Annotated in this window: 28 protein-coding genes; 14 read left to right on the top strand and 14 right to left on the bottom strand. The window is 62.5% G+C overall.

Going from position 1 to position 26,416, the window contains the following annotated elements:
* The first annotated feature begins 132 nt into the window (after positions 1-132).
* The 4 genes from L1P09_RS05525 to L1P09_RS05510 are packed head-to-tail and all read left to right on the top strand — an operon-like array spanning position 133 to position 4,796.
* Positions 133-2,886 (top strand): response regulator, encoded by a 2,754-nt coding sequence (locus L1P09_RS05525; RefSeq protein WP_054881989.1) that lies wholly within the window; start codon positions 133-135, stop codon positions 2,884-2,886.
* 50 nt (positions 2,887-2,936) lie between these two features.
* Positions 2,937-3,926, top strand: coding sequence for a 2-hydroxyacid dehydrogenase (locus tag L1P09_RS05520; protein ID WP_029887451.1), 990 nt, complete (start codon positions 2,937-2,939; stop codon positions 3,924-3,926).
* Between the two features lie 31 nt (positions 3,927-3,957).
* Positions 3,958-4,395, top strand: coding sequence for a hypothetical protein (locus tag L1P09_RS05515; RefSeq protein ID WP_029887452.1), 438 nt, complete (start codon positions 3,958-3,960; stop codon positions 4,393-4,395).
* Entirely contained in the window at positions 4,392-4,796 is a 405-nt protein-coding gene (locus L1P09_RS05510) for an META domain-containing protein (RefSeq protein WP_009684284.1), read from the top strand. The genes L1P09_RS05515 and L1P09_RS05510 overlap by 4 nt, the downstream gene beginning before the upstream one ends.
* A gap of 118 nt (positions 4,797-4,914) precedes the next feature.
* Here the strand turns inward: L1P09_RS05510 and L1P09_RS05505 are convergent, their stop codons facing one another.
* Positions 4,915-5,379 carry a TlpA disulfide reductase family protein gene (locus L1P09_RS05505; RefSeq protein ID WP_009684283.1) on the bottom strand — a complete coding sequence of 155 codons (465 nt, stop codon included), beginning with the start codon at positions 5,377-5,379 and terminating at the stop codon, positions 4,915-4,917.
* Positions 5,380-5,464: 85 nt separating this feature from the next.
* Between L1P09_RS05505 and arsC the strand changes: the two genes are divergently transcribed.
* From arsC to L1P09_RS05490, 3 genes are read left to right on the top strand one after another with little or no spacing between them, the layout of a single operon-like run.
* Positions 5,465-5,818 (top strand): arsenate reductase (glutaredoxin), encoded by a 354-nt coding sequence (arsC, locus tag L1P09_RS05500; RefSeq protein ID WP_154211880.1) that lies wholly within the window; start codon positions 5,465-5,467, stop codon positions 5,816-5,818.
* Entirely contained in the window at positions 5,815-6,420 is a 606-nt protein-coding gene (gene wrbA / locus L1P09_RS05495; protein WP_029887453.1) for an NAD(P)H:quinone oxidoreductase, read from the top strand. Before arsC ends, wrbA begins: the two co-directional genes overlap by 4 nt.
* Positions 6,413-6,826: a DUF2069 domain-containing protein gene (locus L1P09_RS05490; RefSeq protein ID WP_029887454.1), complete on the top strand. Its 414-nt coding sequence runs from the start codon at positions 6,413-6,415 to the stop codon at positions 6,824-6,826. Before wrbA ends, L1P09_RS05490 begins: the two co-directional genes overlap by 8 nt.
* A 460-nt stretch (positions 6,827-7,286) precedes the next feature.
* Here the strand turns inward: L1P09_RS05490 and L1P09_RS05485 are convergent, their stop codons facing one another.
* Both L1P09_RS05485 and ttcA read right to left on the bottom strand, forming a co-directional pair.
* Complete coding sequence (locus L1P09_RS05485; protein ID WP_029887431.1) at positions 7,287-7,958, bottom strand: DNA-3-methyladenine glycosylase I; 672 nt, start codon at positions 7,956-7,958, stop codon at positions 7,287-7,289.
* A 4-nt stretch (positions 7,959-7,962) separates the two neighbouring features.
* Entirely contained in the window at positions 7,963-8,787 is an 825-nt protein-coding gene (gene ttcA, locus L1P09_RS05480) for a tRNA 2-thiocytidine(32) synthetase TtcA (RefSeq protein WP_009686034.1), read from the bottom strand.
* A gap of 259 nt (positions 8,788-9,046) precedes the next feature.
* Between ttcA and L1P09_RS05475 the strand changes: the two genes are divergently transcribed.
* Positions 9,047-9,646, top strand: a complete 600-nt coding sequence (locus tag L1P09_RS05475; RefSeq protein ID WP_009686035.1) for a Yip1 family protein — start codon at positions 9,047-9,049, stop codon at positions 9,644-9,646.
* A 132-nt stretch (positions 9,647-9,778) separates the two neighbouring features.
* Complete coding sequence (locus tag L1P09_RS05470) at positions 9,779-10,273, top strand: SprT family zinc-dependent metalloprotease (protein ID WP_009686036.1); 495 nt, start codon at positions 9,779-9,781, stop codon at positions 10,271-10,273.
* A 222-nt stretch (positions 10,274-10,495) separates the two neighbouring features.
* Here the strand turns inward: L1P09_RS05470 and fpr are convergent, their stop codons facing one another.
* Positions 10,496-11,275, bottom strand: coding sequence for a ferredoxin-NADP reductase (gene fpr, locus L1P09_RS05465; RefSeq protein WP_054890398.1), 780 nt, complete (start codon positions 11,273-11,275; stop codon positions 10,496-10,498).
* A gap of 120 nt (positions 11,276-11,395) precedes the next feature.
* On the opposite strand from fpr, the gene finR reads away from it, so the two are divergent.
* Positions 11,396-12,322: a LysR family transcriptional regulator FinR gene (gene finR / locus L1P09_RS05460; RefSeq protein WP_009686039.1), complete on the top strand. Its 927-nt coding sequence runs from the start codon at positions 11,396-11,398 to the stop codon at positions 12,320-12,322.
* Here finR and L1P09_RS05455 read toward each other — a convergent pair.
* The 3 genes from L1P09_RS05455 to L1P09_RS05445 all read right to left on the bottom strand — a co-directional run bounded on the left by L1P09_RS05455 (position 12,319) and on the right by L1P09_RS05445 (position 14,294).
* Positions 12,319-12,684, bottom strand: coding sequence for a diacylglycerol kinase (locus tag L1P09_RS05455; RefSeq protein WP_009686040.1), 366 nt, complete (start codon positions 12,682-12,684; stop codon positions 12,319-12,321). The genes finR and L1P09_RS05455 overlap by 4 nt on opposite strands.
* A gap of 71 nt (positions 12,685-12,755) precedes the next feature.
* A complete protein-coding gene (erdR, locus tag L1P09_RS05450; protein WP_009686041.1) occupies positions 12,756-13,406 on the bottom strand; it encodes a response regulator transcription factor ErdR in 651 nt (216 codons plus the stop codon).
* A gap of 177 nt (positions 13,407-13,583) precedes the next feature.
* Positions 13,584-14,294 (bottom strand): tRNA-uridine aminocarboxypropyltransferase, encoded by a 711-nt coding sequence (locus L1P09_RS05445; protein ID WP_009686042.1) that lies wholly within the window; start codon positions 14,292-14,294, stop codon positions 13,584-13,586.
* A 186-nt stretch (positions 14,295-14,480) separates the two neighbouring features.
* Here L1P09_RS05445 and L1P09_RS05440 point away from each other — a divergent pair, with 186 nt between their 5' ends.
* On the top strand, positions 14,481-14,900 hold the full coding sequence (locus L1P09_RS05440; protein WP_009686043.1) for a quorum-sensing-regulated virulence factor family protein: 420 nt from the start codon (positions 14,481-14,483) through the stop codon (positions 14,898-14,900).
* Positions 14,901-14,914: 14 nt separating this feature from the next.
* On the opposite strand, the gene L1P09_RS05435 is transcribed toward L1P09_RS05440, so the two are convergent.
* Positions 14,915-15,124 carry a hypothetical protein gene (locus L1P09_RS05435; RefSeq protein ID WP_009686044.1) on the bottom strand — a complete coding sequence of 70 codons (210 nt, stop codon included), beginning with the start codon at positions 15,122-15,124 and terminating at the stop codon, positions 14,915-14,917.
* Between the two features lie 161 nt (positions 15,125-15,285).
* Between L1P09_RS05435 and L1P09_RS05430 the strand changes: the two genes are divergently transcribed.
* Positions 15,286-16,404, top strand: coding sequence for an LOG family protein (locus L1P09_RS05430; protein WP_235768561.1), 1,119 nt, complete (start codon positions 15,286-15,288; stop codon positions 16,402-16,404).
* Between the two features lie 96 nt (positions 16,405-16,500).
* Here L1P09_RS05430 and recX read toward each other — a convergent pair whose 3' ends face one another.
* The 3 genes from recX to L1P09_RS05415 form a co-directional block, all read right to left on the bottom strand.
* Entirely contained in the window at positions 16,501-16,971 is a 471-nt protein-coding gene (gene recX / locus L1P09_RS05425) for a recombination regulator RecX (protein ID WP_009686046.1), read from the bottom strand.
* 21 nt (positions 16,972-16,992) lie between these two features.
* Entirely contained in the window at positions 16,993-18,060 is a 1,068-nt protein-coding gene (gene recA / locus L1P09_RS05420) for a recombinase RecA (protein ID WP_009686047.1), read from the bottom strand.
* 72 nt (positions 18,061-18,132) lie between these two features.
* Positions 18,133-18,645: a CinA family protein gene (locus tag L1P09_RS05415; RefSeq protein WP_029887665.1), complete on the bottom strand. Its 513-nt coding sequence runs from the start codon at positions 18,643-18,645 to the stop codon at positions 18,133-18,135.
* 186 nt (positions 18,646-18,831) lie between these two features.
* On the opposite strand from L1P09_RS05415, the gene mutS reads away from it, so the two are divergent.
* Both mutS and fdxA read left to right on the top strand, forming a co-directional pair.
* Complete coding sequence (gene mutS, locus L1P09_RS05410) at positions 18,832-21,405, top strand: DNA mismatch repair protein MutS (RefSeq protein ID WP_154211909.1); 2,574 nt, start codon at positions 18,832-18,834, stop codon at positions 21,403-21,405.
* Positions 21,406-21,545: 140 nt separating this feature from the next.
* Positions 21,546-21,869: a ferredoxin FdxA gene (gene fdxA / locus L1P09_RS05405; RefSeq protein ID WP_235768560.1), complete on the top strand. Its 324-nt coding sequence runs from the start codon at positions 21,546-21,548 to the stop codon at positions 21,867-21,869.
* 542 nt (positions 21,870-22,411) lie between these two features.
* On the opposite strand, the gene ltrA is transcribed toward fdxA, so the two are convergent.
* From ltrA to L1P09_RS05390, 3 genes are all read right to left on the bottom strand, one after another.
* Positions 22,412-23,833, bottom strand: a complete 1,422-nt coding sequence (gene ltrA, locus L1P09_RS05400; RefSeq protein WP_222186725.1) for a group II intron reverse transcriptase/maturase — start codon at positions 23,831-23,833, stop codon at positions 22,412-22,414.
* A 475-nt stretch (positions 23,834-24,308) separates the two neighbouring features.
* Positions 24,309-25,316 carry an RNA polymerase sigma factor RpoS gene (gene rpoS / locus L1P09_RS05395; RefSeq protein ID WP_009686059.1) on the bottom strand — a complete coding sequence of 336 codons (1,008 nt, stop codon included), beginning with the start codon at positions 25,314-25,316 and terminating at the stop codon, positions 24,309-24,311.
* A 108-nt stretch (positions 25,317-25,424) separates the two neighbouring features.
* Complete coding sequence (locus L1P09_RS05390; RefSeq protein ID WP_054881999.1) at positions 25,425-26,270, bottom strand: peptidoglycan DD-metalloendopeptidase family protein; 846 nt, start codon at positions 26,268-26,270, stop codon at positions 25,425-25,427.
* Positions 26,271-26,416: the final 146 nt, after the last annotated feature.

The raw sequence follows: 26,416 nt of genomic DNA, 5'->3' as shown, positions 1-26,416 counted from the left end.
CGCGATACGACCCGTGCCGCAGGATCGGCGCAAAACACCGACTAAACAGATGCAATGGCGTGCCAGGCAGAGTAACGTCGCGTCTTGGCCGTCACCCACTGACGGTGGCCAGGCACATCACAGGAGGCGAGTGTGCTCGATCGTTTGGGAATCCGCAGCCGGGTCCTGCTGCTGGCACTGTTACCGGCAGGCCTGATGGCGCTGGTGCTGGGCAGTTATTTCACCTGGCTGCAACAAAACGACCTGCGCACCCAGTTACTGCAGCGCGGCAAGATGATCGCCGAACAGCTGGCGCCGCTGGCCGCCCCGGCCATGGCCCGGTTGGCGCCTGCGCAGCTGGAGCGCATCGCCGCGCAAACCCTGGAGCAGAGCGACGTGCGCTCGGTTGCCTTCCTGGCGCCGGACCGCACGCGCCTGGCCCATGCCGGGCCGAGCATGCTCAACCAGCCACCCAGCGGCGGCACCGGCACCCAGTTGCTGCAGCGCAGCGGCAATGACGCCACCCGCTACCTGATGCCCGTGTTCGGCCACCACCGGGACCTGGCCACCGAGGCCGTGCCTGCCGAAGCCGAGCGGCTGCTGGGCTGGGTCGAGATCGAGCTGTCCCACGATGGCACCCTGCTGCGCGGCTACCGCAACCTGTTCACCAGCCTGTTGCTGATCCTCGCCTGCCTGGTGCTCAGCGGCCTGCTGGCATTGCGCATGAGCCGCTCGATCAACGACCCCATCGAACGTATCAAGCACGCGGTCAACCAGCTCAAGGACGGCCACCTCGAAGAGCGCCTGCCGACCATGGGCAGCCATGAGCTGGACGAACTGGCGCGCGGCATCAACCGCATGGCCGAAACCCTGCACAACGCCCATGAAGAACTGCAGCACAGCATCGACCAGGCCACCGAAGACGTGCGCCAGAACCTGGAAACCATCGAAATCCAGAACATCGAGCTGGACATGGCGCGCAAGGAGGCACTGGAGGCCAGCCGCATCAAGTCGGAGTTCCTGGCCAACATGAGCCATGAGATCCGCACCCCGCTCAACGGCATTCTCGGCTTTACCCACCTGCTGCAGAAAAGCGAGATGACCCCGCGCCAGCTGGACTACCTGAGCACCATCGAAAAGTCTGCCGACAACCTGCTGGGCATCATCAACGAAATTCTCGATTTCTCCAAGATCGAGGCCGGCAAGCTGGTGCTGGACAGCATCCCGTTCAACCTGCGCGACCTGATCCAGGACACCCTGACCATTCTGGCCCCGGCCGCCCATGCCAAGCAGCTGGAACTGCTCAGCCTGGTCTACCGCGACACGCCCACGTCGCTGGTCGGTGACCCGCTGCGGCTCAAGCAAATCCTCACCAACCTGGTCAGCAACGCCATCAAGTTCACCCGCGAGGGCACCATTGTCGTGCGCGCCATGCTCGACGATGAGCATGAGGATCATGCCCAACTGCGCATCAGCGTGCAGGATACCGGCATCGGCCTGTCACCGCAGGACGTGCGTACACTGTTCCAGGCTTTCAGCCAGGCCGATAACTCGCTGGCCCGGCAGCCAGGTGGTACCGGCCTGGGCCTGGTGATTTCCAAGCGCCTGATCGAGCAGATGGGTGGCGAAATCGGCGTCGACAGCACCCCGGGCGAGGGCTCGCAGTTCTGGATCAGCCTGAACCTGCCCAAGGCGCACGACGATATCGAGGAACTACCGCTGCAAGCGCTGCTGGGTCGCCGTGCCGCCATCGTCGATAACCATGAACTGGCCCGGCAGGCCCTGGAGCACCAACTGCAAGACTGTGGCCTGAGTGTCAGCCTGTTCGCCACCTACGACCAGTTGCTGCAAGCCGTGCAGGCCGCCAGCCAGGCCGGGCAGCCATTCGAGCTGGCGGTGCTGGGCGCCAACCTGGGCAACCTGTCGCCAGAACAACTGGGCCGCTACCATCAACAGCTCGAACGCTACCATTGCCAGTGCGTGGTGCTGTGCCCGACCACCGAGCAGGCGCTGTACCACCCCTTCCTGCCCAATGGCCATGGCCAGTTGCTGTCCAAGCCTACCTGCACGCGCAAATTGCGCCGGCTGCTGCTGGAGCTGGTCCAGCCCCGCCGCCTGCAGGGCGAGGTGAACAGCCGCAACGGCCCGCGGCGGCCGAAAATACTGTGTGTCGACGACAACCCTGCGAATTTGCTGCTGGTGCAGACGCTGCTCGAGGACCTGGGTGCCGAAGTACTGGCGGTCGACAATGGCTATGCGGCACTGCAGGCCGTGCAGCAGGAACCCTTCGACCTGGTGCTGATGGATGTGCAGATGCCCGGCATGGACGGCCGCGCCTGTACCGAACAGATTCGCCGCTGGGAAAACACCCAAAGTGGCAACCCATTGCCGATCGTCGCCCTCACCGCCCATGCCATGGCCAACGAGAAACGCGCATTGCTGCACGGCGGCATGGATGACTACCTGACCAAGCCGATCAGTGAACGGCAACTGGCACAGGTGGTGATGAAATGGACCGGTCTCAGCCTGGGCACGCCGCAGCAGGCGCCGGCTGAACCCACCGGCAACGGCGATGAACTCAAGGTGCTCGATCCGCAAGAAGGCCTACGCCTGGCAGCCGGAAAAGCGGACCTTGCCGCCGATATGCTGAACATGCTGCTGGCCTCGCTGGAGGCCGACCGCGAAGCCATCCGCGCCGCGCGCCTGGCCAATGACCATGAGGGCCTGATCGAACAGGTACACCGCCTGAACGGGGCTTCACGCTATTGCGGCGTGCCGCAGTTGCGCGCGGCGTGCCAGCGCAGTGAAACCTTGCTCAAGCAGGACAGCCCGCAGGCCCAGCAGGCACTGGATGAACTGGATGCGGCGATCAGCCGCCTGGCAGCCCAGGCGCGGTCGAGCGCTTGAACTCACTGCCAACAGCTACCCCGGACACGCCCGACAAAGGAACCCTGACCATGCGCGCGCTAGTGTTCAGCAGCCAGCATTACGACCAGGAAAGCTTCACCCGAGCCGCCAGCGGTAACCCCCTGGAGCTGCATTTCCAGCCTGCCCGCCTGAGCCTCGACACCGCAGCGCTGGCCGACGGCTACGAGGTTGTCTGCGCCTTCATCAATGACGAACTGGACGCCCCGGTGCTGCAGCGCCTGGCCGACGGCGGCACGCGCCTGATCGCCCTGCGTTCGGCCGGCTACAACCACGTCGACCTGGCCGCTGCGCAACGCCTGGGCCTGGCCGTGGTGCGCGTACCCGCCTACTCACCGCACGCGGTGGCGGAGCACGCCGTGGCGCTGATCCTGGCGCTCAACCGGCGCCTGCACCGGGCCTACAACCGCACCCGTGAAGGGGACTTTACCCTGCATGGCCTGACCGGCTTCGACCTGCATGGTAAAACGGTTGGAGTCGTGGGTACCGGCCAGATCGGCGCAGCCTTCGCCCGCATCATGGCCGGTTTCGGCTGCCAGTTGCTGGCCTACGACCCCTACCCCAACCCGGAACTGCTGGCCCTCGGCGCGCGCTACCTGCCACTGCCCGAACTGCTACGCGAAGCGCGCATCATCAGCCTGCACTGCCCGTTGACCGAACACACCCGGCACCTGATCAACGCCCGGAGCCTGGCCGAAGTCCAGCATGGCGCCATGCTGATCAACACCGGCCGCGGCGCACTGGTCGACACCCCGGCACTGATCGACGCGCTGAAAAGCGGCCAGCTCGGCTACCTGGGGCTGGATGTCTATGAAGAGGAAGCCCAGCTGTTCTTCGAGGACCGCTCCGACCAGCCGCTGCAAGACGATGTGCTGGCGCGCCTGCTGACCTTCCCAAATGTCATCATCACCGCACATCAGGCGTTCCTGACCCGCGAGGCGCTGGCTGCGATCGCCACTACCACGCTGGACAACATCAACTGCTGGGCGGCAGGCAATCCACAGAATCTGGTCATGGGTTAATGCTAGGATACGCGGCATTTCTGGAGGACCCATGGTCGAGCACGATTTCCGCTATACCCTTTTCAACCCGCAACACACCCTGATCGAGTGCCGCGCCCTGGTGCCAGGCCGCTATCAGGTCACTGGCAACGGCGGTTCGATGCACAAAGGCGATACCCTGCTGGTGACCCTCAAAGGCAGCAAGGACCTGGCCATGCGCCTGACCGTGGAGAGCGTGCGCCACCTGATCAACCCGCGCGGCCAGTGGGTTGCCGTGGCCACTGGCCCAGTGTTCAACGCGCTGGAAATCCTCAACTGGAAGGTTGAGTGCGACAACTGTGACGCCGCCCTGGACTTCGAGTTCGCCGTAGACGCCAAGCTGGGCAAGCAAGCCCGCCAGCCTGCTGCCAGCGCACGTATCGCCGAGCTGGGCTGGGCCAGCCGTGGCGACAAGCATGTGTGCCCGCGTTGCCAGGAGAGCGCCGAGTGAAGAATCTGCTGACCGGCGCGCTGATTGCCACCGGCCTGCTCGGCTGCGCTGCACAACCTTTGAAGTTGCAGCAGGAGCGCAGCTATGTGCTGGAGTGGATTGGTGAGCGCCCGTTGATCGACTACAGCCACCTGACCCTGACCTTGGCCAGCGATGGCCGTGCCTATGGCAATGCCGGGTGCAACCACTGGTTTGCGCCCTACACGCTGGACGGCGAGCATCTGAGCTTCGGCAAGGTCGGCAAGACCCGCAAGCTGTGTGCGCCGGCGCTGATGGAGCAGGAAAAACGCTTCCTGCAGGCGCTGGAAACGGTGCAGCGCTGGGATGTGTCGCCCATCGAGCAACTGCGCTTCTGGCCGGCCGAGGGCAAGCCGCTGCGCTTCTGGCCTGAAGAAGGCTGAGCGCAGCTGCAAGCTGCAAGCTTCAAGCTTCAAGCTTCAAGCTTCAAGAAAAAGCAGATCCTAGCACCGGTCTGCTTTTCTTGTAGCTTGTAGCTTGTAGCTTGTCTCTTGTCGCTTGTCACCCCTGCTTCAGGGCCTTGATCCTGGCCTGCAGCCCTTCGAGGGTCTGTTCGCCCAGCAACTGCTCACGCACCTTGCCCTTGTCATCGATGATGTAGGTTACCGGCAACGCCTCGCTGCGCGGCAGGTCATAGCGCTCGGCCGGGTCCTGGGCCAGTACGGTGAACCCGATGCCCAGGGTTTCGGCGGCCTGCTTCAGGTCCTGGCCCTGCAAACCATCGAAATTCACCCCCACCACCTTGATACCCTCGGCCGCCCACTGCTTGGCCGCGGTATTGAGTTCCGGGATTTCAGTGCGGCACGGGCCGCACCATTCCGCCCAGTAATTGAGCACCAGCCAGTGCCCGTCGATCTGTTCGGCCTTAACCGTATTGCCGTGCTGGTCTACGCCATAATCGGCACCGCAACCACCGAGCATCAGGCTCGCGGTGATGGCCAGTACTGCTGCCAGACGCCTTGCCATGGATCAATCCTTCTCGAGTTTTAAAGCAAACTGGTCAGTCGCTGCGGTTAGAATAGCCGCCACAACCAGCTGGATGCGACCCCACATGACTGACCTCACGCTCTATCATAACCCGCGCTGCTCAAAATCCCGCGGCGCGCTGGAACTGCTCGAAGCCCGTGGCCTAACCCCGGTCATCGTGCGCTACCTCGAGACCCCGCCAGACGCCGCCACGCTCAAGACCTTGCTCGGCAAGCTGGGCCTGGCCCCACGGCAGCTGCTGCGCACGGGTGAGGATGAATACAAGGCATTGAACCTGACCGACCCTGCACTGACCGACGCACAGCTGATCGAGGCCATGGTCCAGCACCCCAAGCTGATCGAGCGGCCGATCCTGGTTGCCGGTGACAAGGCGGTGATCGGTCGCCCGCCGGAAAAAGTGCTGGAGATCCTGCCGTGAGCCAACCCTACATCCTGGTGCTTTACTACAGCCGCCATGGCGCCACCAGCGAAATGGCCAGGCACATCGCCCGCGGCATCGAGCTGGCCGGCATGGAAGCGCGCCTGCGCACGGTGCCGGCGATTTCCACCGAATGCGAAGCCGTGGCCCCGGACATTCCGGCCAGCGGCGCGCTGTACGCCACCCTCGACGACCTGCGCCACTGCGCCGGCCTGGTGCTGGGTAGCCCGACCCGCTTCGGCAACATGGCGGCACCGCTCAAGTACTTCCTCGATGGCACCAGCAGTCTGTGGCTGGGCGGTGAACTGGTAGGCAAGCCCGCCGGTGTGTTCACGTCTACCGCCAGCCTGCACGGTGGCCAGGAAACCACGCTGCTGTCGATGATGCTGCCGCTGATGCACCACGGCATGCTGGTAATGGGCCTGCCCTACAGCGAATCGGCACTGCTGGAAACCCGCGGTGGTGGCACCCCTTATGGCGCCAGCCACCATGCCGGGGCAGACGGCAAGCGTGAACTCGACCCGCACGAGATCGCCCTGTGCCGCGCCCTTGGCCAACGCCTGGCGAGCACCGCCAAGGCCCTGGAGGCCGCGCGTGGCTAGGAAGCCCAAGGTGTTGCCGCCGCTGGCTTGGCTGGCACCGCGCTTGCGCCTGACGCGGGCGCTTAGCCTGGCATTTTTCTTTGGCCTGATTGCCCTGCTGGTGGTGAACAACCTGTGGTTCGCCAACCTGCATGGGGCTCGGGTCGAGGTGATCCTGGCGATCGAACTGGTGCCGCTGCTATTGCTGCTGCCGGGCATGCTGCTGGGCAGCGCCCGGGCGCATGCCTGGACCTGCTTCGTGGTGAATATCTACTTCATCAAGGGCGTGCTGGCAGCCTTCGACCCGGCGCGGGCGGTGTTTGGCTGGGTTGAAGTGCTGGTCAGCCTGGGGCTGTTCATTGCCGGGCTGCTGTATGTGCGCTGGAAGTTCCAGCATGAGCGGCGCATGGCCGGCGAAGGCAGTTGAGTCAAGGGGCTGCCTTGCAGCCCAATCGCCGGCAAGCCAGCGCAGGTCTGCACATGGCTTGAGGCTGATGCGGTCGAGGTGGGAGATTCTATGGTTCCTGGCAAGGGTAGCCGCTGCATCTTCAGTGCCTGTGAGATTGAGCGCCGCCCGCGCGGCGCATCGCGAGCTGCGCTCGCTCCTACGTTTGTTTCGGGCCAGTAACCCCTGTGACAGATGCGCGCGGCCGCCTTGTTCGTACGACGCGATTTTGAGGCATGCGCCAAGGCGTTCGCGCGCAAATCCCACAGAAATAATTGGCCCGAAACAAACGTAGGAGCGAGCGCAGCTCGCGATGCGCCGCGCGGGCGGCGCTCGCTCTAACAGGCGCTGCATACCTTGTGGCAAACACCTGTCAGCCCTGATGCGATCCCCGTGGGAGCTGGCTTGCCGGCGATTGGGCCGCACAGCGGCCCCGGCATGCTCAATGGTTGACGGTATGCGCCAGCATCACCGACAACTGGCACAGCGGCCGCCCGCTTTCGGCGTGCCACTGGTTGAACACCTGCTGCACCAGCGCCAGGTCGCGCTGGCTGGTCGGCTGCTTGTCGATCACTTTTTGGGCAATCAGCGCCGCCGCCATGTCCTCGGTCGGGACAAAGGTATCCTTGCCAACCATGCGCAAGAACCGTGGCGCCGACAAACCGCCGAGCTGGTTGCCATGCTTGGCCAGGTACTTCCACAGCCCGACAATGTCGGTCACCGGCCAGTCGGCAATGAACGCGCCAAAACTGCCATGCACCTTGGCGATGTCCAGCACCATCTGTGCATTGCGTGGCACGCTCTTGAGTTTGCCCAGGTGGCGGATGATGCGCTGATCCTGCATCAGCCGCTCCAGGTGTTCGGCGCCCATCAACACCACTTTTTCCGGGTCGAAGCCGAAAAACACCTGCTCGAAGGCCGGCCACTTGGCATCCACCAGGCTGTGCTTAAGGCCAGCGCGAAATACACGCAGGGCCAAGGTCGACAAGTAGCGGTCGTCGCTGATCTGGCGCAGTTGCGCCGGCGTGCGCGGCTGCGGCAGGAAGGCTTCCAGCGCCTGGGCAGAGCCGAAGCGGTTCAGGCAGTACTCATGCAGCCACTGATAATCGCGCATAGGCCTAGATGTTCACCACGTCCAGGAAGCGCGGCGCCGCGTTTTCATCGATCTTCAGGCTGGTGAAGTCGAACAGGTTGCGGTCGGCCAGCTGCGACGGCGCCACGTTCTGCAATGCACGGAAAATGCTCTCGGTACGGCCCGGGTGCTTGCGCTCCCACTCCACCAGCATGTCCTTGACCACCTGGCGCTGCAGGTTTTCCTGCGAGCCGCACAGGTTGCACGGGATGATCGGGAAGGCCTTCATGTCCGAGTAGGCCTGGATATCCTTCTCGCTGCAGTAGGCCAACGGGCGGATCACCACGTTGCGGCCATCGTCGGCACGCAGCTTCGGCGGCATGCCCTTGAGCGCGCCGTTGAAGAACATGTTGAGGAAGAAGGTTTCGACGATGTCGTCGCGGTGGTGCCCCAGCGCCATCTTGGTCGCACCGATTTCGTCGGCGAAGGTGTACAGCGTGCCGCGGCGCAGGCGCGAGCACAGCGAGCAGGTGGTCTTGCCCTCGGGCACCAGCTCCTTGACCACCGAGTAGGTGTCCTTCTCGACGATGTGGTACTCGACCCCCAGCGCCTTCAGGTACGCCGGCAGCACGTGCTCGGGGAACCCTGGTTGCTTCTGGTCCATGTTCACCGCAACGATCTCGAAGGTGATCGGCGCCACCTTCTGCAGGTGCAACAGAACATCGAGCATGGTGTAGCTGTCCTTGCCGCCGGACAGGCAGACCATGACCTTGTCGCCATCCTCGATCATGTTGTAGTCGGTGATGGCTTCGCCAGCGAGACGACGCAGGCGTTTTTGCAGTTTGTTCTGGTTGACCGAGAGGGTGCCCATAGCGCTTGAATCCGCGAGGTGTGACAAAAGGCGGCTATTTTACGCACAAACGCGCGCGTGCTGTAGGCATTCCGACAAAGACTTCAATGTAATCAACGGGGCGGGCGACAGCGCAATTTGCTCTAAAAAGCACGGTTTGTGCGGGTAACCGCTTCCTATACTGCGACATAAGGCCACATTACCGCTTGCTTCGGTGTTCGGCCTCGGGCCGCTTGCGCTCCATTTGGGGGCGTTTGGCAACATTGAGAGGAGTGACGGCATGATTCATCACGTTGTGGGGCTGTTTACCCATCCCGACCAGGAATGGCGGGAAATCCGTGGCGAAGAAGAATCCATCAGCCACATGTACCTGACGCACACCCTGATCCTTGCGGCGATCCCCGCAGTGTCCGCGTTCATCGGCACCACCCAGGTCGGCTGGGTGATCGGCGACCGGCCAGCCGTGATGCTGACCATGGAGAGTGCCCTGTGGATGAGCATCATGTCATACCTGGCGATGCTGGCAGGCGTGGCGGTAATGGGCGCGTTCATCCACTGGATGGCCCGCACCTACGATGCCAACCCATCCATGGCCCAGTGCATAGCCTTCGCCACCTATACGGCCACCCCATTGTTCATCGGCGGCCTGGCGGCGCTGTACCCGCACTTGTGGCTGGGCATGCTGATCGGCACCGCGGCGGTCTGTTACACGGTGTACCTGCTGTACGTCGGCTTGCCGACCTTCATGAACATACCCGCTGACGAAGGCTTCCTGTTCTCCAGCTCGGTGCTGGCGGTGGGCCTGGTAGTGCTGGTGGCGATCATGGCCGCCACGGTGATCATCTGGGGACTGGGCGTGGGGCCGGTCTACACCAACTAGAACAGACTCGACCAACACCGGGGCATCAACCAGGGGCCGCCGCAAGGCGGCCCTTGGCTGAGCGCTGACCGGTGGCTCGGCACATGGCCCGAGGTTGCGGCATAATGATCGGGTCAGGAGAACCACCCCGCCATGCCCGAGCTGCTCAAGCAACGCGTCGAAACCTGTTACCAGCAAGCCGAAACCTTCTTCAAACGCCAGTTCCCGCGCCCGGAAATCAGCTTCAAGCTGCGCGGGCAAAAAGCCGGCGTCGCCCACCTGCACGAGAACCTGCTGCGTTTCAACCTGCAGTTGTACCGTGACAATCAGGAGGACTTTCTGCGCCAGACGGTCGCGCACGAAGTGGCGCACCTGGTGGCCCACCAATTGTTCGGTGACCGCATCCAGGCCCATGGCGAGGAATGGCAACTGATCATGCGCGGCGTATACGAACTGCCGCCAAACCGCTGCCATAACTACGAGGTGCAACGGCGCGTGGTGACCCGTTACATCTACCGCTGCCCTTGCCCGCAGAGTGACTTCCCGTTTACCGCCCAGCGGCACAAGCTGGTACGCCAGGGCCGCCGTTACCTGTGCAAGCGTTGCCGGGAGATTCTGGTGTACAGCGGCGAGACCCGGGTTGAATAGGCCGGAACAGCCAATGGATAAATGCCTGTCAGTTAAGTAATTTGGGGCCGCTTTGCGACCCTTCGCGGGCACGCCCGCTCCCACTCGTTTGGCGCTGAAATCAAGAAATGCGCGATCACTTGTGGGAGCGGGCGTGCCCGCGAAGGGCTGCAAAGCAGCCCCAGTAACGCTTAACTGACAGGCATTAACCCGAGGGTCGCCTTCTTCGTACCTACCTGCGCCTTATTTCTCGACGAAGGCACGCTCGATCAGGTAGTCGCCCGGCTCGCGCATGCGCGGGGAGATCTTCAGGCCGAAGCTGTCCAGCACTTCGCTGGTCTCGTCGAGCATGCTCGGGCTACCGCAGATCATCGCACGGTCGTCCTGCGGGTTGATCGGCGGCAGGCCGATGTCGCTGAACAGCTTGCCGCTGCGCATCAGGTCGGTCAGGCGGCCCTGGTTCTCGAACGGCTCGCGAGTCACGGTCGGGTAGTAGATCAGTTTTTCGCGCACCGCCTCACCGAAGAACTCGTTCTGTGGCAGGTGCTCGGTGATGAATTCGCGGTAGGCCACTTCGTTCACGTAACGCACGCCGTGCACCAGGATCACTTTTTCGAAGCGCTCGTAGGTTTCCGGGTCCTGGATGACGCTCATGAACGGCGCCAGGCCAGTGCCGGTGCTCAGCAGGTACAGGTGCTTGCCTGGGTTCAGGTCGTCCAGTACCAGCGTGCCGGTAGGCTTCTTGCTGATGATGATCTCATCGCCTTCCTTCAGGTGCTGCAACTGCGAAGTCAGCGGGCCGTCCGGCACCTTGATGCTGAAGAACTCCAGGTGCTCTTCCCAGTTCGGCGAGGCGATGGAGTAGGCACGCATGAGCGGGCGGCCGCTTTCCTGCTGCAGGCCGATCATCACGAACTGACCGTTCTCGAAGCGCAGCCCCGGGTCGCGGGTGCACTTGAAGCTGAACAGGGTGTCGTTCCAGTGGTGCACACTGAGGACACGTTCGTGGTTCATGTTGCTCATCGATGGGGCTCCTGAAGAAAAACGCAGCGCGTGCAGCACGCACAGTTGCGCGATAGTTTAGGGGCAGCGACAATATCTGTTAACTGGATTATCAAGATATGTGTTATCGGTTATATCGATATGCGATTTACACTTCGTCAACTGCAAGTCTTCGTCGCGGTAGCCCAGCACCAGAGCGTCTCTCGCGCCGCTAGCCTGCTGGCCTTGTCGCAATCGGCCGCCAGCACCTCCATCACCGAACTGGAGCGGCAATCGAGCTGCCAACTGTTCGACCGCGCCGGCAAACGCCTGGCCCTCAACGCCCTCGGCCACCAGTTGTTGCCGCAGGCGGTCGCGCTGCTCGACCAGGCCAAGGAAATCGAAGACCTGCTCAATGGCAAGTCCGGTTTCGGCTCACTGGCGGTCGGCGCCACGCTCACCATTGGCAACTACCTGGCCACCCTGTTGATCGGCAGCTACATGCAGACCCACCCTGAGAGCCAGGTGAAGCTGCATGTCCAGAACACCGTGCATATCGTGCAGCAGGTTGCTCATTACGAAATTGATCTGGGTCTGATCGAAGGTGACTGCAACCACCCCGACCTGGAGGTCCAGCCTTGGGTGGAGGACGAACTGGTGGTGTTCTGCGCGCCCCAGCACCCGCTGGCCAAGCTGGGCCGTGCCGATATCGAAAGCCTGTCGCAGGAAGCGTGGATCCTGCGCGAACAAGGCTCGGGGACGCGCCTGACCTTCGACCAGGCCATGCGCCACCACCGCGCCAACCTCAACATCCGCCTGGAACTGGAGCACACCGAGGCGATCAAGCGTGCAGTGGAATCGGGGTTGGGTATCGGCTGCATTTCACGCCTGGCCCTGCGGGACGCCTTTCGCCGTGGCAGCCTGGTACCGGTGGAAACCCCGGAGCTGGACCTGATGCGCCAGTTCTACTTCATCTGGCACAAGCAGAAGTACCAGACGTCGGCCATGCGCGAATTTCTGGAGCTCTGCCGCAACTTCACCGCGGGCTTCACCCGCAGCGACGAAATCGTGTTGCCGCCGATCGCTTAAAGCAGGATCACCCCCCACACCAGCGCCACCATGCTCAGCGCCACCAGCTGTGCGGCGCTGCCCATGTCCTTGGCGTTTTTCGACAGCGGGTGGCGCTCCAGCGAAATGCGATCGATAGCAGCCTCGATCGCAGAGTTGAATAGCTCGACAATCAACCCCAGCAGGCACACGGCGATCATGATCGCTCGCTCTGCACGGCTGACCGGCAGCCAGAACGCCACCGGGATCAGCAGCACGTTGAGCAGCACCAGTTGGCGGAATGCCGCCTCGCCCTTGAAGGCCGCGCGCAGGCCGTCCAGCGAATAGCCAGCGGCGTTGAAGATACGTTTGAGGCCGGTCTGGCCTTTGAATGGCGATGTCATGTGAGTCATTTCACAACAGAAGGCCGGCAGGCTAGACCGGCTCAGGTCAAAAAAGCGTGAAGCCGCACGCGTCAGTGGCTGGCAACTGATTCAAGTTGTTGCAACAGCAGCGCAGCCTGGGTGCGGGTGCGCACCCCCAGTTTACGGAAAATCGCCGTGACGTGGGCCTTGATGGTGGCCTCCGAGACATTCAGCTCATAGGCAATCTGCTTGTTCAGCAGGCCTTCGCAGACCATGGTCAGCACCCGGAACTGCTGCGGCGTGAGGCTGGCCAGGCCTTCACTGGCGGCCTTGGCCTCGGCCGAAACATCGACCTTCTCGAACGCCTGCGGCGGCCACCAGACTTCGCCGTCGAGCACTTTGCGCACCGCATCCTGGATCACTTCCAGCGGGCTGGACTTGGGAATGAAGCCACTGGCGCCAAACTCGCGGGACTTGACCACCACGGCGGCCTCCTCCTGCGCCGAAACCATCACCACGGGAATTTGCGGGTATTGCCCGCGCAGCAGCACCAGCCCGGAAAAACCGTAGGCACCCGGCATGTTCAGGTCGAGGAGCACGAGGTCCCAGTCGGCTTTTTCGCTCAACCGCACCTCCAGCTCGGCAATGCTCGCGACCTCGACCAGGCGAACGTCCGGGCCAAGGCCGAGGGTAACGGCCTGGCGCAGGGCGCCGCGAAACAGCGGGTGGTCATCGGCAATCAGGATTTCGTAAGTGGCCATCGATCTAAGGATCCTGTTCTGTCCCGGGCACTGGGGGTTGCCAAGTGCCCGACGGGGAATCGGCGCCAAGGATGCCGAGCACGGTCAAGGGTGGTCAAGCCAACCGCCTTGCCGCCTCGCCCACCCTGGCTGCCAGCCCTGTCATTATGAACCAAAGCCGGGTGGGTGCCCCTTGGACTATAGGAAGGTATGCAAACGCTGATGGGTCTCGTCCTGCTCGTCCAGCGGCAGGCGCCGCTTGCCACTGAGGTAATGCAGGCTGAATACATCCAGGTAGGCATCCAGTGCCTGCGACGCCAGGCTATCGCCGGCCAGCTCCAGGCACATGGCTGCAACTTCTGCGGTGCAGAAGTGATCATCGCGCTTGGAACGGCGCAGGCGGTAGCGTGACATCTGTTCGGCCTGCAGGCTCAACACCGGGAACCGGTCCAGGTAGGGGCTTTTGCGGAACATCTTGCGCGCCTCGGTCCAAGTGGCATCCAGCAGGATGAACAGCGGGCGCTTGCCCGGCTCACGCACCACCTCGCTGACCACCCGCTGCGGGGCGACGAACTCACCTGGGAAAACGATATAGGGCTGCCAGTGCGGGTCGTCGAGCAGGGCCAGCAGGCGCTCGTCAACCGAGGTGCGCAGCCAGCCGAACGCCGAGGTATCTTCGATCAGGTCGGCAATCAGCCAGCCGGTATTGGTGGGTTTCAGTGGCTCGGTGTCGTGCATCAGCAGACACATGCCGGCGTCGGCCTGCACGCGGGGCTTCCAGGCGCACAGGCAATGGCTGGCAATGACCCGGCAATCCGGGCAACGCTCGGCCCGCGACCCTCGGGCAATGAAAGGCTTGTTGCTGCGGGCCAGGCGCTCGGCACGCAGGCGCGCTACCGCATGGCTCATGCCGGCAGGCCTGTGGAAAGATGGGAAATGGGCACAAGGATGGCTCTGGGAAAACAAGGGCGCCAGTTTACCAGAATCCTTATAATCGGGCTTTCCCGTACCCTTGGGCTACCGCCAGCCCAGGGTTGACGGAACGCCGTCGACCCGCGCATGTCAAAGCGCCAGTCATCGAACCAGGAGATACCCATGCTGCGCCTTATCGCCCCCGCCCTGAGCCTGATGCTCGCCCTGCCCCTGGCAGCCCAGGCGGCTTCCAAACAGGACTACGACCTGAACAAGATGCTGGAAAAGGTCGCCAAAGAGAGCAGCGTCGGCACCCCACGTGCCATCAATGAAGACATCCTCGACCAGGGTTACACCGTGGAAGGCAAGGCGCTGGTCAACCACCTCAGCGTGCGCCAGAGCCACGCCGAGCGCATGCAGGCCAACCCTGCACAGGTGCGCAGCCAATTGGGCGACAGCGTGTGCCGCAACAACGGCTTCCGCAACCTGATGTCCAAGGGCGCGGTGATGGTTTACCGGTTCACCGTCTACAAAACCAACCAGCCGATCATGGACCAGGCCTTCGACAATGCCAGCTGCGTAGCCGGCAACAAGAAGAAGTAAACGCCGCGCCCAGGCTAGACCTGGTTTTCCTCCCGTGCGCGCCAGTGCCCCTCGGCAGCTTCGGCGCGCATCTCGGCCAATAGCGCCTGCACGTAGCGCGACTGGCATTCCAGGCCTGCGAGCCGGCGCTGGCACTCGGCCTCCAGGCTTAGGTGATGTACCTGGGCGGCACGTTCCAATTGCTGGTAGAGCTGCAGGTCCACTTCGATGACCAAGCGATGCATACCGCCACCTCCCGCATCGATACGTTTCGCTTTACCAGTTAACCAAACCCCTGCCGCCATTGGCCACGTGCCGACGGGTGGCGCTGGCAATCCCCCCGGCACGATCGGCCGCCACGGTCTAGATTGAGGTTTAGAGGTATTGGTGCAGAAGGAGACGTTGCATGCCTTACCAATCGAACGAATCGCTGTTCAGCCACTTCCAGGACAACCATATCGACCTGAGCCACATCGACGCCCAATTGCAACTGGTTGCACCCGACAGCCCTAACCTGCCGCTGTACCGTGACATGATGCTGACCATCCTGCGCATGGCCCACGATGACAGTGACCGCTGGAGCGCCAAGATCACCCTGCAGGCCTTGCGCGAACTGGACCAGTCGTTCCGCACCCTGCAGCGCTACAAGGGCCGCCGCAAGGTGACCGTGTTCGGCTCGGCGCGTACGCCGCTGGAACACCCGATGTATGCACTGGCCCGTGAACTGGGCGCTACCCTGGCGCGCTCGGACCTGATGGTCATCACCGGCGCAGGCGGCGGCATCATGGCTGCAGCCCACGAAGGCGCCGGCAGCGCCCACAGCCTGGGCTTCAACATCACCCTGCCTTTTGAACAGCATGCCAACCCTACGGTGGACGGCACCGACAAGCTGCTGCCTTTCCACTTCTTCTTCATCCGCAAACTGTTCTTCGTCAAGGAGGCCGACGCCCTGGTGCTGTGCCCGGGCGGCTTCGGCACCCTCGATGAGGCGCTGGAAGTGCTGACCCTGATCCAGACCGGCAAAAGCCCGCTGGTCCCCGTGGTATTGCTGGACTCACCGGGCGGTAGCTTCTGGCGTGATTGCCTGGGCTTCATCAGCCGCCAACTGGAGGACAACCATTACATTCAGCCCAGCGACCTGAAGCTGGTGCGCCTGGTGCACAGTGCCGAGGAGGCGGTGGAGGAAATCAACCAGTTCTACCGCAACTATCACTCCAGCCGCTGGTTGAACAGCCAGTTCGTGATCCGCATGCATCACGCCCTGAGCGAGGCGGCGCTGTCTGACATCGAGGAAGGCTTTGCTGACCTGCGCCTGAGCGGCAAGTACCACCAGCAAGCAGACAGCAGCGCCGAACATGAGTTGGGGGACTACAGCCACCTGACCCGTTTGTCGTTCGCCTTCAATGGCCGAAACCAAGGGCGCCTGCGCGAACTGGTGGACTTCATCAACCTGCCGGAGAACTGGGCCAAGCCACAGCCCATGCATACCACGCAGCGGGCCAGGGAGGCGTTGAAGGCCAGCTGATCAGGCACTTGGGGGCAGCGCGCTGGAGAGTACCGGCGTTGCCGATGTTCGCGGCTGAGGCCGCTGCTACGGGGATTGTTGCGAGGTCTGCGGCGGCTAGTAATCGTCGAGGTCTCGCCCGCTGAGCAAGCGGCCGATCATGTCCATGGTGAAGCCCCGATAGGCGAGAAAACGGGTTTGCTGGGCGCGGCTGCGTGGGTCCTGCGGGCGTTGCCCGGCGAACTTGCGCTGCCATACATCCCGCATACGTTCGGCCCAATCCACGCCGCTTTCACGCAGCGCCTGCTCAATGTCGGCGCGCAGCAAACCACGCTGCCCCAGCTCTTCACGAATACGTGCTGGGCCATAGCCAGATCCGGAACGGTAACGAATGAAGCTCTCGAGGTAACGGGCTTCACTCAGCAGACCCTCTTCGGTGAGCCGGTCGAGCTCTGGCTCGATCAGCTCATCGGAGGCACCGCGCTGACGCAACTTGCGCGTCAGCTCGACGCGACCATGCTCACGTCGCGCAAGCAGGTCCATGGCTGTCCGCCGAATGGCGACGGGGGTGTCGAGTACGGCGGACATGTTCAGCTATAAACCACGCGATCAATAACCGGCTTCAGCGTCGGCCATGTCGTCGGCACCCGCTTCGACAGCGGCAGCTTTACCGGCTGCGGCTACAGCGCCAGCGTTCAGCAGCTTCTCACGGATCTGCCTCTCGATCTCGGTACCGATAGCCGGGTTTTCCGCCAGGTACTTGGCCGCGTTGGCTTTACCTTGGCCGATCTTGTTGCCCTGGTAGGCATACCAGGCACCGGACTTCTCGACCAGGCCTTGGGCAACGCCCAAGTCGATGATCTCACCGTTACGGTAGATACCCTTGCCGTAGAGGATCTGGAACTCGGCCTGACGGAACGGAGGCGAGACCTTGTTCTTGACGATCTTGACGCGGGTTTCGCTGCCGACCACCTCGTCGCCTTCCTTGACAGCGCCGGTGCGGCGGATGTCCAGACGCACAGAGGCGTAGAACTTCAGGGCGTTACCACCGGTGGTGGTTTCCGGGCTACCGAACATGACGCCGATCTTCATGCGGATCTGGTTGATGAAGATGACCAGGCAGTTGGCGTTCTTGATGTTACCGGTGATCTTGCGCAGCGCCTGGGACATCAGGCGAGCCTGAAGGCCCACGTGCATGTCGCCCATTTCGCCTTCGATCTCGGCCTTGGGTACCAGCGCGGCCACCGAGTCGACGATGATCACGTCAACTGCGTTGGAACGCACCAGCATGTCGGTGATTTCCAGGGCCTGCTCACCCGTGTCCGGCTGCGAGACCAGCAGGTCGTCGACATTGACGCCCAGCTTGCCGGCATATTCAGGGTCGAGTGCGTGCTCGGCGTCGACGAAGGCGCAGGTGGCGCCATTCTTCTGGGCTTCGGCGATGACCGACAGGGTCAGCGTGGTCTTACCCGACGATTCCGGACCGTAGATTTCGACGATACGGCCCTTTGGCAGACCACCAATGCCCAAGGCAATGTCCAGGCCCAGAGAGCCGGTAGAGATGGCCGGGATAGCCTGGCGCTCGTGGTCGCCCATGCGCATTACCGCGCCTTTACCGAATTGACGTTCGATCTGACCCAGGGCCGCAGCCAAGGCGCGCTTCTTGTTGTCGTCCATTGAAATCCTCACGTGTTCGACGGGCCCTGACGGCCGCAATACCTGTATAAGTAGCCAGTATTATTCCACAGGCTAGCGCTGGCGCAAACCCCTGTCTTCGAATTCCTCGCCAGCAAGCTGTAACAAGCCGTCTAACGCGGCGCTCACCGTCTGTCGGCGCACCGCTTCGCGGTCGCCGTCGAACTGCCGCCGCTGGCTGATCACCCGACTGCCGTCGCCCCAGGCCAGCCACACGGTACCCACGGGTTTGGCCGGCGAGCCGCCATCCGGCCCCGCCACCCCGCTTACCGCCACCGCAAAGCGCGCGCCGCTGGCCGCCTGGGCGCCGCGGACCATGGCCTCGACCACCTCCTGGCTGACCGCCCCCACCTGCCCGAACAGCGCCTCGGGCACCCCCAGCTGGCGGGTTTTCTGGGCGTTGGAGTACGTCACGTAACCGGCCTCGAACCAGGCGGAGCTACCGGGGATGCGTGTGATGGCTTGCGCGATGCCGCCACCCGTGCAGGACTCGGCAGTGGTCACTTGGGCATCCAAACGGCGCAGATGTTCACCCAAACGGGCGGCAAGCAGGGTGATCGGGTCCATGTCGGGCTCCTCCAGGGCGGCCCTCTACCCTACCACCCTGCCGGCAACCTGGCTCAGGAAAACTGCAGCACCGCAGCGGCCTGCGGCGGCCGCCGGCCAGTGTTCCGTGCGTGCCTGCATCTCGCGAAAAAAGCCTGTACCATTGCCGGTTTACCGCCAACCAGATCATCCGCTGTAAGGCCCTGAATGTCTGATCTCTCCGCACACACCCCGATGATGCAACAGTACTGGAAGCTGAAGAATCAGCACCCGGAGCAGTTGATGTTCTACCGCATGGGCGACTTCTACGAGATCTTCTACGAAGATGCGAAAAAAGCCGCCAAACTGCTGGACATCACGCTGACCGCGCGCGGCCAGTCGGCCGGCCAGTCCATCCCCATGTGCGGGATTCCGTTCCATTCGCTGGAAGGTTACCTGGCCAAGCTGGTCAAACTGGGCGAATCGGTGGTGATCTGCGAGCAGATCGGCGACCCGGCGACCAGCAAGGGCCCGGTCGAGCGCCAGGTGGTGCGCATCATCACCCCCGGCACGGTCAGCGATGAAGCCCTGCTCGACGAACGCCGCGACAACCTGATTGCCGCGCTGCTCGGTGACGAGCGCCTGTTCGGCCTGGCCGTACTGGACATCACCAGCGGTAACTTCAGCGTGCAGGAGATCAAGGGCTGGGAAAACCTGCTGGCCGAACTCGAGCGCCTGAACCCGGTCGAGCTGCTGATCCCCGACGACTGGCCACGCGACCTGCCCGCCGAGAAGCGCCCGGGCGCGCGGCGCCGTGCACCGTGGGACTTCGACCGCGACTCAGCGCGCAAGGCCTTGTGCCAGCAGTTCGCAACCAAGGACCTGAAGGGCTTCGGCTGCGACAAGCTGACCCTGGCCATCGGTGCCGCTGGCTGCCTGCTGACCTACGCCAAGGAAACCCAGCGCACGGCGCTGCCGCACCTGCGCAGCCTGCGCCATGAGCGCCTGGACGATACGGTCATCCTCGATGGCGCCAGCCGGCGTAACCTGGAACTGGACATCAACCTGGCCGGCGGGCGCGACAATACCCTGCAATCGGTGGTCGACCGCTGCCAGACGGCCATGGCCAGCCGCCTGCTGAGCCGCTGGCTGAACCGCCCGCTGCGCGACCTCAAGGTACTCCAGGCACGCCAGGACTCGATTCGCTGCCTGCTCGACGGCTACCGTTTCGAAAAGCTGCAGCCACAGCTGAAAGAAATTGGCGACATCGAGCGCATCCTGGCGCGTATCGGCCTGCGTAACGCCCGCCCGCGTGACCTGGCCCGGCTGCGCGACGCCCTGGGCGCGCTGCCCGAGTTGCAGAACGCCATGACCGAGCTCGAAGCGCCGCACCTGGCACGCCTGGCTGCGATCACCGGTACCTACCCCGAGCTGGCCAGCCTGCTGGAACGGGCGATCATCGACAACCCGCCGGCGGTCATCCGCGATGGGGGCGTGCTCAAGGCCGGTTACGACAACGAACTGGACGACCTGCTGGCCATCAGCGAAAACGCCGGGCAGTTCCTGATCGACCTCGAAGCCCGCGAAAAGGCGCGCACCGGCCTGGCCAACCTGAAGGTCGGCTACAACCGGGTGCACGGCTACTTCATCGAGCTGCCGACCAAGCAGGCCGAACAGGCCCCCGGCGACTACATTCGTCGCCAGACCCTCAAAGGTGCCGAACGCTTCATCACGCCGGAGCTGAAGGCCTTCGAGGACAAGGCATTGTCGGCCAAGAGCCGCGCCCTGGCCCGCGAGAAGATGCTCTACGACGCCCTGCTGGAGACCCTGATCAGCCACCTGGCGCCGCTGCAGGACAGCGCTGCCGCCCTGGCCGAACTGGACGTACTCAGCAACCTGGCCGAGCGCGCGCTGAACCTCGACCTGAACTGCCCACGCTTTGTCGACGAGCCCTGCCTGCGGATCGAGCAAGGCCGTCACCCGGTCGTCGAGCAGGTACTGACCACGCCGTTCGTGGCCAACGACCTGGGCCTGGACAACAACACGCGCATGCTGATCATCACCGGCCCGAACATGGGCGGTAAGTCCACCTACATGCGCCAGACCGCCCTGATCGTGCTGCTGGCTCACATCGGTAGTTTCGTACCGGCTGCCAGCTGCGAGCTGTCGCTGGTCGACCGCATCTTCACCCGTATCGGCTCCAGTGACGACCTGGCCGGCGGGCGCTCCACATTCATGGTCGAGATGAGCGAAACCGCCAACATCCTGCACAATGCCACTGACCGCAGCCTGGTGCTGATGGACGAAGTGGGCCGGGGCACCAGCACCTTCGACGGCCTGTCGCTGGCCTGGGCCGCCGCCGAGCGGCTGGCCGAACTGCGCGCTTACACGCTGTTCGCCACCCACTATTTCGAACTCACCGTGCTGCCGGAAAGCGAGCCACTGGTGGCCAACGTGCACCTGAACGCCACCGAGCACAACGAACGCATCGTGTTCCTGCACCACGTACTGCCTGGGCCTGCCAGCCAGAGCTACGGCCTGGCGGTGGCACAACTGGCGGGCGTGCCGGCCGTGGTGATCCAACGTGCCCGCGAACACCTTGGCCGGCTGGAAACCACCAGCCTGCCCCATGAGCAGCCTGTGGCCCAAAAGGCCAAGGACGCGCCGCAGGTGCCGCACCAGAGCGACCTGTTCGCCAGCCTGCCACACCCGGCCATCGAAAAGCTGGGCAAACTGCAGCTGGACGACATGACCCCGCGTCAAGCTATCGAAATGCTATATCAACTAAAGAACCTGTTATAACGGCGCCCATTACAAGCTGGTAGAATCCGCCGCGGTTTGCTGGTGCTGCAGGTTATTAGCCTGGCCTGCAGCCACATGCCCGTAAACCGCGCGGCCCCGAGAGGAAGGGCCGCCGCCGTCGCCTGAGGAGAGAATTAAAAATGACCTTCGTTGTCACCGACAACTGCATCAAATGCAAATACACCGACTGCGTGGAAGTCTGTCCGGTGGACTGCTTCTACGAAGGCCCGAACTTCCTGGTTATCCACCCGGACGAGTGCATCGACTGCGCCCTGTGCGAGCCGGAGTGCCCAGCGCAAGCGATTTTCTCGGAAGACGAAGTGCCCGCGGGCATGGAAAACTTCATCGAGCTGAACGCCGAGTTGGCGGAAATCTGGCCGAACATTACCGAGCGTAAGGATGCCCTGCCAAACGCCGAAGAGTGGGATGGCAAGACTGGCAAGATTGCCGACCTGGAGCGCTGATAGCGCTGAAATGCCAAAAGGCCCTGCGGGGCCTTTTTTTGTGCCGGCAAAACTGCGGACAAAAAAGGGGCGGTTTGACCCGCCCACATTTTTTTCCGTAGTCCCTGCTTGTCCCAAACATCATCCTGATGAAATCGCGTCTTGCGATGTCCTTGGCCTTCATCCTGAAAGCCTGTGCATGTCCCTGTGCACAGTTCGAATACTAGCGGGTTCAACAGCGTGGGCAAGCGCCGGAGTTTGCCGGATATTGCCGGGGAAACATTTACTCACTTGAAGATAACCCTTGTTTTTCAACAGGTTATGAAAAACCAGTATCTGAAAACGACATTGATTTACTGCCGCTCGCTAGAATGGCTTACAGCACGAGTAAGCAAAGGCTTACAGCAGGTGTTAGCGGGGTAGCGCAATACATATTTGACAGGTTTCTTGCCGGGCAGTTCTGAGGCAGCTTTCGCTGTGCTTCAGCGCACAATCGAGTAGGAGGCGGGTTCACACCCGCCGTCCTCTCACACCACCGTGCGTACGGTTCCGTACACGGCGGTTCAGGCTATGCGGCTAAGCCGGTTGATCGTATCCAGTATCGAGACCAGTCCGAGTCGATCCCATAGCTTCTTCGGCAGCGCCTGATTCATATGAGATGCTCCCGAGTTCCACCATGGGCCTCGACCATTAGAGGCTGATTTGCAGGCACGCTCTTCACTTAGACCCAGGCGCATCAGGTTGCGCACCCTCGTAGAGGGCTGCTTCCATTGGCGCCAGATGGCACAGCGGAGTTTGTGCCTGAGCCAGCCATCCAGTTCCTCAAGTGGCCGTTTGCTCTGGCTGAGCTTGAAGTAACCCGCCCAGCCTCGTAATACAGGGTTTATCCGCTCGATGGTATTTGCCATCTTGCGACCCCGTGCACCGCGTAGCAGCTCTGCGAGCCGGTCGCGCAGGCGACCCAGGCTCATCGTTGCCACCCGCAGCCTTGGCTGCTGATGCCAGCTCATCCCATAGCCCAAGTAGTCACACTTCCAGGCTCTCGCGACTCGACTCTTCTTCTGATTCACCGTCAGTTTCAAACGTTGGTTCAGGAAGCGCTCGACACTGACCAGTACTCGCTCGCCAGCCCGAGGACTGCGCACATAAATGTTCGCGTCATCGGCATAGCGCACGAAGCGATGGCCCCGCCGCTCCAGTTCGCGGTCAAATTCATCGAGCAGGATATTCGACAGCAGCGGCGAGAGCGGGCCGCCTTGCGGCGTCCCTTCCTGCCGTGGGCTAACGACACCACCTGACATGACTCCCGCTTCAAGGTAGCGACGGATAAGCCTAAGTACGCACTTATCTTTGACCCGGCACTCGATACAGGCCATGAGGATGTCGTGGTTGACTCGATCGAAGAACTTTTCCAGATCGATTTCCACGCACCACCGATGTCCCGATGCCACATGGGCACGGGCCATCTCGACAGCTTGATGTGTGCTTCTGCCCGGACGGAAGCCATAACTGTAGTCCGAGAACAGTGGGTCGAAGATGAGCGTGAGCTGTTGCTGCAAGGCTTGCTGGATCAAGCGATCCACGACGCTGGGGATTCCCAGTTGCCGTGTGCCGCCCTGCGGCTTGGGAATTTCAACCGCTCGCACTGCTTGTGGATGGTATTCACCGGCCAGTAGCCTGGCCTTGAGGGTTGGCCAATACTGTTTCATGTAGCCCGCCAAGTCAGCGACCGTCATGCCATCGGCACCCGGCGCTCCCTTGTTGCTGACCACGCGTTGATACGCACGTCTGAGGTTGGCCGGTGCAAGCACCCGCTCCATCAGCGTGTCCGGCTCCGCGTTCGTCCACGTCGCTGACGCCGCCGGCACCTTTGCACTGTCAGGCATCACCCTCGGCTTCTGGCCGGGATTCGGGATGACAGTTTCCGCTGTGGGAAATTTCTGCATTACGGCTACCAACGAGACAGTGACGCCTACTAGCGGCATAACCTGTTCGGCCCTTGGTGGCGCGGTTATCCGCCACTTACTACGGCTTCGGCTGACTTCTGCACGCTCATCCCGTCGCCTTTCGACGCGCGGTAGCACAATGGCAAACGTACAGATCTCCCAGGGTAATTCGCGTGACCTTCCTGCTTATGCCTGTCGGATTTACGTCACAGCGTTCCGTGCAAGTATTGGGCTTTGGCGATTGTTGCCGCCTAACCCCGCTGTGCCGCCTGATCCGCTTCCTGTTCGTCAGGCCAGCATTTTGCCTCGGGCTTCCTTCAGATTCGCAGTCGCCCGCGACACCCTTGCCTCCGGCTAACACTTCCCCTTGCCGGGTGTGTAGAGGACTTTCACCTCCAAGTCACCCGCTTGGCCACCACAGCCAAGCAGGTTGCGCTTACGCGCAACGCGCCATGCCTGGCGCACAACAAAAACGCCCCGATGTTATCGGGGCGTTCGTGAGCGACTGCTTTGGCTACTGGAACAAAGACTCGCTGGACAAGCCGTTTTTCTCCAGGATCTCGCGCAGGCGCTTCAGGCCTTCTACCTGAATCTGCCGCACCCGTTCGCGGGTCAGGCCAATCTCCAGCCCAACATCCTCCAGGGTGCTGCTTTCGTGCCCGCGCAGCCCGAAGCGGCGTACCACCACCTCACGCTGCTTGTCGGTCAACTCGCCCAGCCACTGGTCGATACTCTGCGACAGGTCGTCGTCCTGCAGCAGTTCGCAGGGGTCGGTGGGACGGTCGTCGGTCAAGGTATCGAGCAGGGTCTTGTCCGAATCCGGGCCGAGCGAAACGTCTACCGACGACACCCGCTCGTTCAGGCCGAGCATGCGCTTGACCTCGGCAACGGGCTTTTCCAGCAAGGTGGCGATTTCTTCCGGCGAGGGTTCGTGGTCCAGCTTCTGCGTCAACTCGCGCGCAGCGCGCAGGTAGACGTTGAGCTCCTTGACCACGTGGATCGGCAGGCGGATGGTGCGGGTCTGGTTCATGATCGCCCGTTCGATGGTCTGGCGAATCCACCAGGTCGCATAGGTCGAAAAACGGAAACCGCGCTCCGGGTCGAACTTCTCCACCGCACGGATCAGGCCCAGGTTGCCTTCCTCGATCAGGTCGAGCAACGACAGGCCACGGTTGACGTAACGACGGGCAATTTTCACAACCAGGCGAAGGTTGCTTTCGATCATGCGCTTGCGGCCGGCAGGATCACCTTTTTGCGACAGACGCGCAAAATGGACTTCTTCTTCCGGCGACAGCAGTGGCGAGAAACCGATCTCGTTGAGGTACAGCTGGGTGGCGTCTAGCGCCCGGGTGTAATCGATATACTTGTGTTGCTTGAGCGAAGAGCCCGATTTGGCCCTCGTCCGAACCGAAGATACAGCAGGTTCGTCTGACACCACATCCGTTTCCAAAACGATGCCCGTCTCCATCAGGAGGACGTCATCGTCGATGTCAAACTCCGGCACTTCTTTACTGAGAGCCATTGTTATAGTCCTTTGCTGAGTTCGAACTCAGACTCGAGCGGCACCTTTATCCCTGGCAGCGCTTGAGCCTGTCCCCTCTACATCACAGGAACAGGCCGGGTACAACGGTCAACGACGTGGCAGGAACTGGAGCGGATCGACGGGTTTGCCCTGGCGGCGAATCTCGAAATGCAGCTTCACCCGATCAGTGCCCGTGGACCCCATTTCAGCAATCGACTGCCCTGCCTTGACCTGCTGCCCCTCCCGAACCAACAGCCTGCGGTTGTGACCGTAGGCACTGACGTAGGTATCGCTGTGCTTGATGATGATCAGCTCGCCGTAGCCCCTTAATCCACTCCCGGCGTAAACCACTGCACCATCAGACGCAGCAAAAACAGGCTGTCCCAAATCACCGGCGATATCAATGCCTTTATTCAAACTACCGTTTGAAGCAAATTTTCCAATCAGCACCCCATTGGCGGGCCAGGTCCACCCCCCCACCGCGCGCTCTGCGGCAGGCACAGTGGCGACCACCGGCGCGCTGGTGGTGCCAGCCGGGGTAGCGGGTTTGCTGGAACTGGCGGGCGCTGTGACAGGCCGCCGCGTGACCGTGGTGCGGCTTGAAGAGGACGGGCCGGACACCACTGTGGTGCTGCTGCCGGAGCCGCTGCTGAAACGAATCGCTTGGCCCGGGCGGATGGTGTAAGGCGGCGCGATACCATTACGGGCCGCCAGCTCCTTGTAATCCCAGCCATAACGGAAGGCGATGGAGAACAGGGTATCGCCAGGCTTGACGACGTATTGCCCAGAGGTCACCGTCGGGCGCTTGGGCGCACTGCTGTTGCGGTCGACCACGCGCGCGCTGTTGCTGCCGGTGCTCGAGCAACCCACCAGTAGCGTGCCCATGGCCAATGCAATCACCAGAAGCTTGAAGCCCGAACCGTCCTTGCGCTGCCGAATGACTGTGTGACCCACCCGCGCTCCCCTCATGGTGCCGAAAAACGATATGAAGACAAGAAATGCAATATTGTTGCAATTATAACCAAGCGAGCCGGGATTGGCAGGCCGCCGCCAGGCTGTAGCGCAGCGTTACTGCAAGCGATGCGTTTACGCCACGCCCG

Origin of the sequence: Pseudomonas juntendi (genome assembly GCF_021560075.1) — a bacterium.
GTDB classification, from domain to species: Bacteria; Pseudomonadota; Gammaproteobacteria; order Pseudomonadales; family Pseudomonadaceae; genus Aquipseudomonas; species Aquipseudomonas juntendi.
Note: the sequence above shows the minus strand (reverse complement) of the source record. Positions and strands in the feature narration are given on the sequence as shown.

Bases quoted from the DNA above. Each gene is read 5' to 3' on its own strand.
- L1P09_RS05520 (WP_029887451.1), top strand. From the start codon at position 2,937: ATGCGCGCGCTAGTGTTCAGCAGCCAGCATTACGACCAGGAAAGCTTC.
- L1P09_RS05515 (WP_029887452.1), top strand. From the start codon at position 3,958: ATGGTCGAGCACGATTTCCGCTATACCCTTTTCAACCCGCAACACACC.
- L1P09_RS05505 (WP_009684283.1), bottom strand. From the start codon at position 5,379: ATGGCAAGGCGTCTGGCAGCAGTACTGGCCATCACCGCGAGCCTGATG.
- arsC (WP_154211880.1), top strand. From the start codon at position 5,465: ATGACTGACCTCACGCTCTATCATAACCCGCGCTGCTCAAAATCCCGC.
- L1P09_RS05485 (WP_029887431.1), bottom strand. From the start codon at position 7,958: ATGCGCGATTATCAGTGGCTGCATGAGTACTGCCTGAACCGCTTCGGC.
- ttcA (WP_009686034.1), bottom strand. From the start codon at position 8,787: ATGGGCACCCTCTCGGTCAACCAGAACAAACTGCAAAAACGCCTGCGT.
- L1P09_RS05475 (WP_009686035.1), top strand. From the start codon at position 9,047: ATGATTCATCACGTTGTGGGGCTGTTTACCCATCCCGACCAGGAATGG.
- L1P09_RS05470 (WP_009686036.1), top strand. From the start codon at position 9,779: ATGCCCGAGCTGCTCAAGCAACGCGTCGAAACCTGTTACCAGCAAGCC.
- fpr (WP_054890398.1), bottom strand. From the start codon at position 11,275: ATGAGCAACATGAACCACGAACGTGTCCTCAGTGTGCACCACTGGAAC.
- finR (WP_009686039.1), top strand. From the start codon at position 11,396: ATGCGATTTACACTTCGTCAACTGCAAGTCTTCGTCGCGGTAGCCCAG.
- L1P09_RS05455 (WP_009686040.1), bottom strand. From the start codon at position 12,684: ATGACATCGCCATTCAAAGGCCAGACCGGCCTCAAACGTATCTTCAAC.
- erdR (WP_009686041.1), bottom strand. From the start codon at position 13,406: ATGGCCACTTACGAAATCCTGATTGCCGATGACCACCCGCTGTTTCGC.
- L1P09_RS05445 (WP_009686042.1), bottom strand. From the start codon at position 14,294: ATGAGCCATGCGGTAGCGCGCCTGCGTGCCGAGCGCCTGGCCCGCAGC.
- L1P09_RS05440 (WP_009686043.1), top strand. From the start codon at position 14,481: ATGCTGCGCCTTATCGCCCCCGCCCTGAGCCTGATGCTCGCCCTGCCC.
- L1P09_RS05435 (WP_009686044.1), bottom strand. From the start codon at position 15,124: ATGCATCGCTTGGTCATCGAAGTGGACCTGCAGCTCTACCAGCAATTG.
- L1P09_RS05430 (WP_235768561.1), top strand. From the start codon at position 15,286: ATGCCTTACCAATCGAACGAATCGCTGTTCAGCCACTTCCAGGACAAC.
- recX (WP_009686046.1), bottom strand. From the start codon at position 16,971: ATGTCCGCCGTACTCGACACCCCCGTCGCCATTCGGCGGACAGCCATG.
- recA (WP_009686047.1), bottom strand. From the start codon at position 18,060: ATGGACGACAACAAGAAGCGCGCCTTGGCTGCGGCCCTGGGTCAGATC.
- L1P09_RS05415 (WP_029887665.1), bottom strand. From the start codon at position 18,645: ATGGACCCGATCACCCTGCTTGCCGCCCGTTTGGGTGAACATCTGCGC.
- mutS (WP_154211909.1), top strand. From the start codon at position 18,832: ATGTCTGATCTCTCCGCACACACCCCGATGATGCAACAGTACTGGAAG.
- fdxA (WP_235768560.1), top strand. From the start codon at position 21,546: ATGACCTTCGTTGTCACCGACAACTGCATCAAATGCAAATACACCGAC.
- ltrA (WP_222186725.1), bottom strand. From the start codon at position 23,833: ATGCCGCTAGTAGGCGTCACTGTCTCGTTGGTAGCCGTAATGCAGAAA.
- rpoS (WP_009686059.1), bottom strand. From the start codon at position 25,316: ATGGCTCTCAGTAAAGAAGTGCCGGAGTTTGACATCGACGATGACGTC.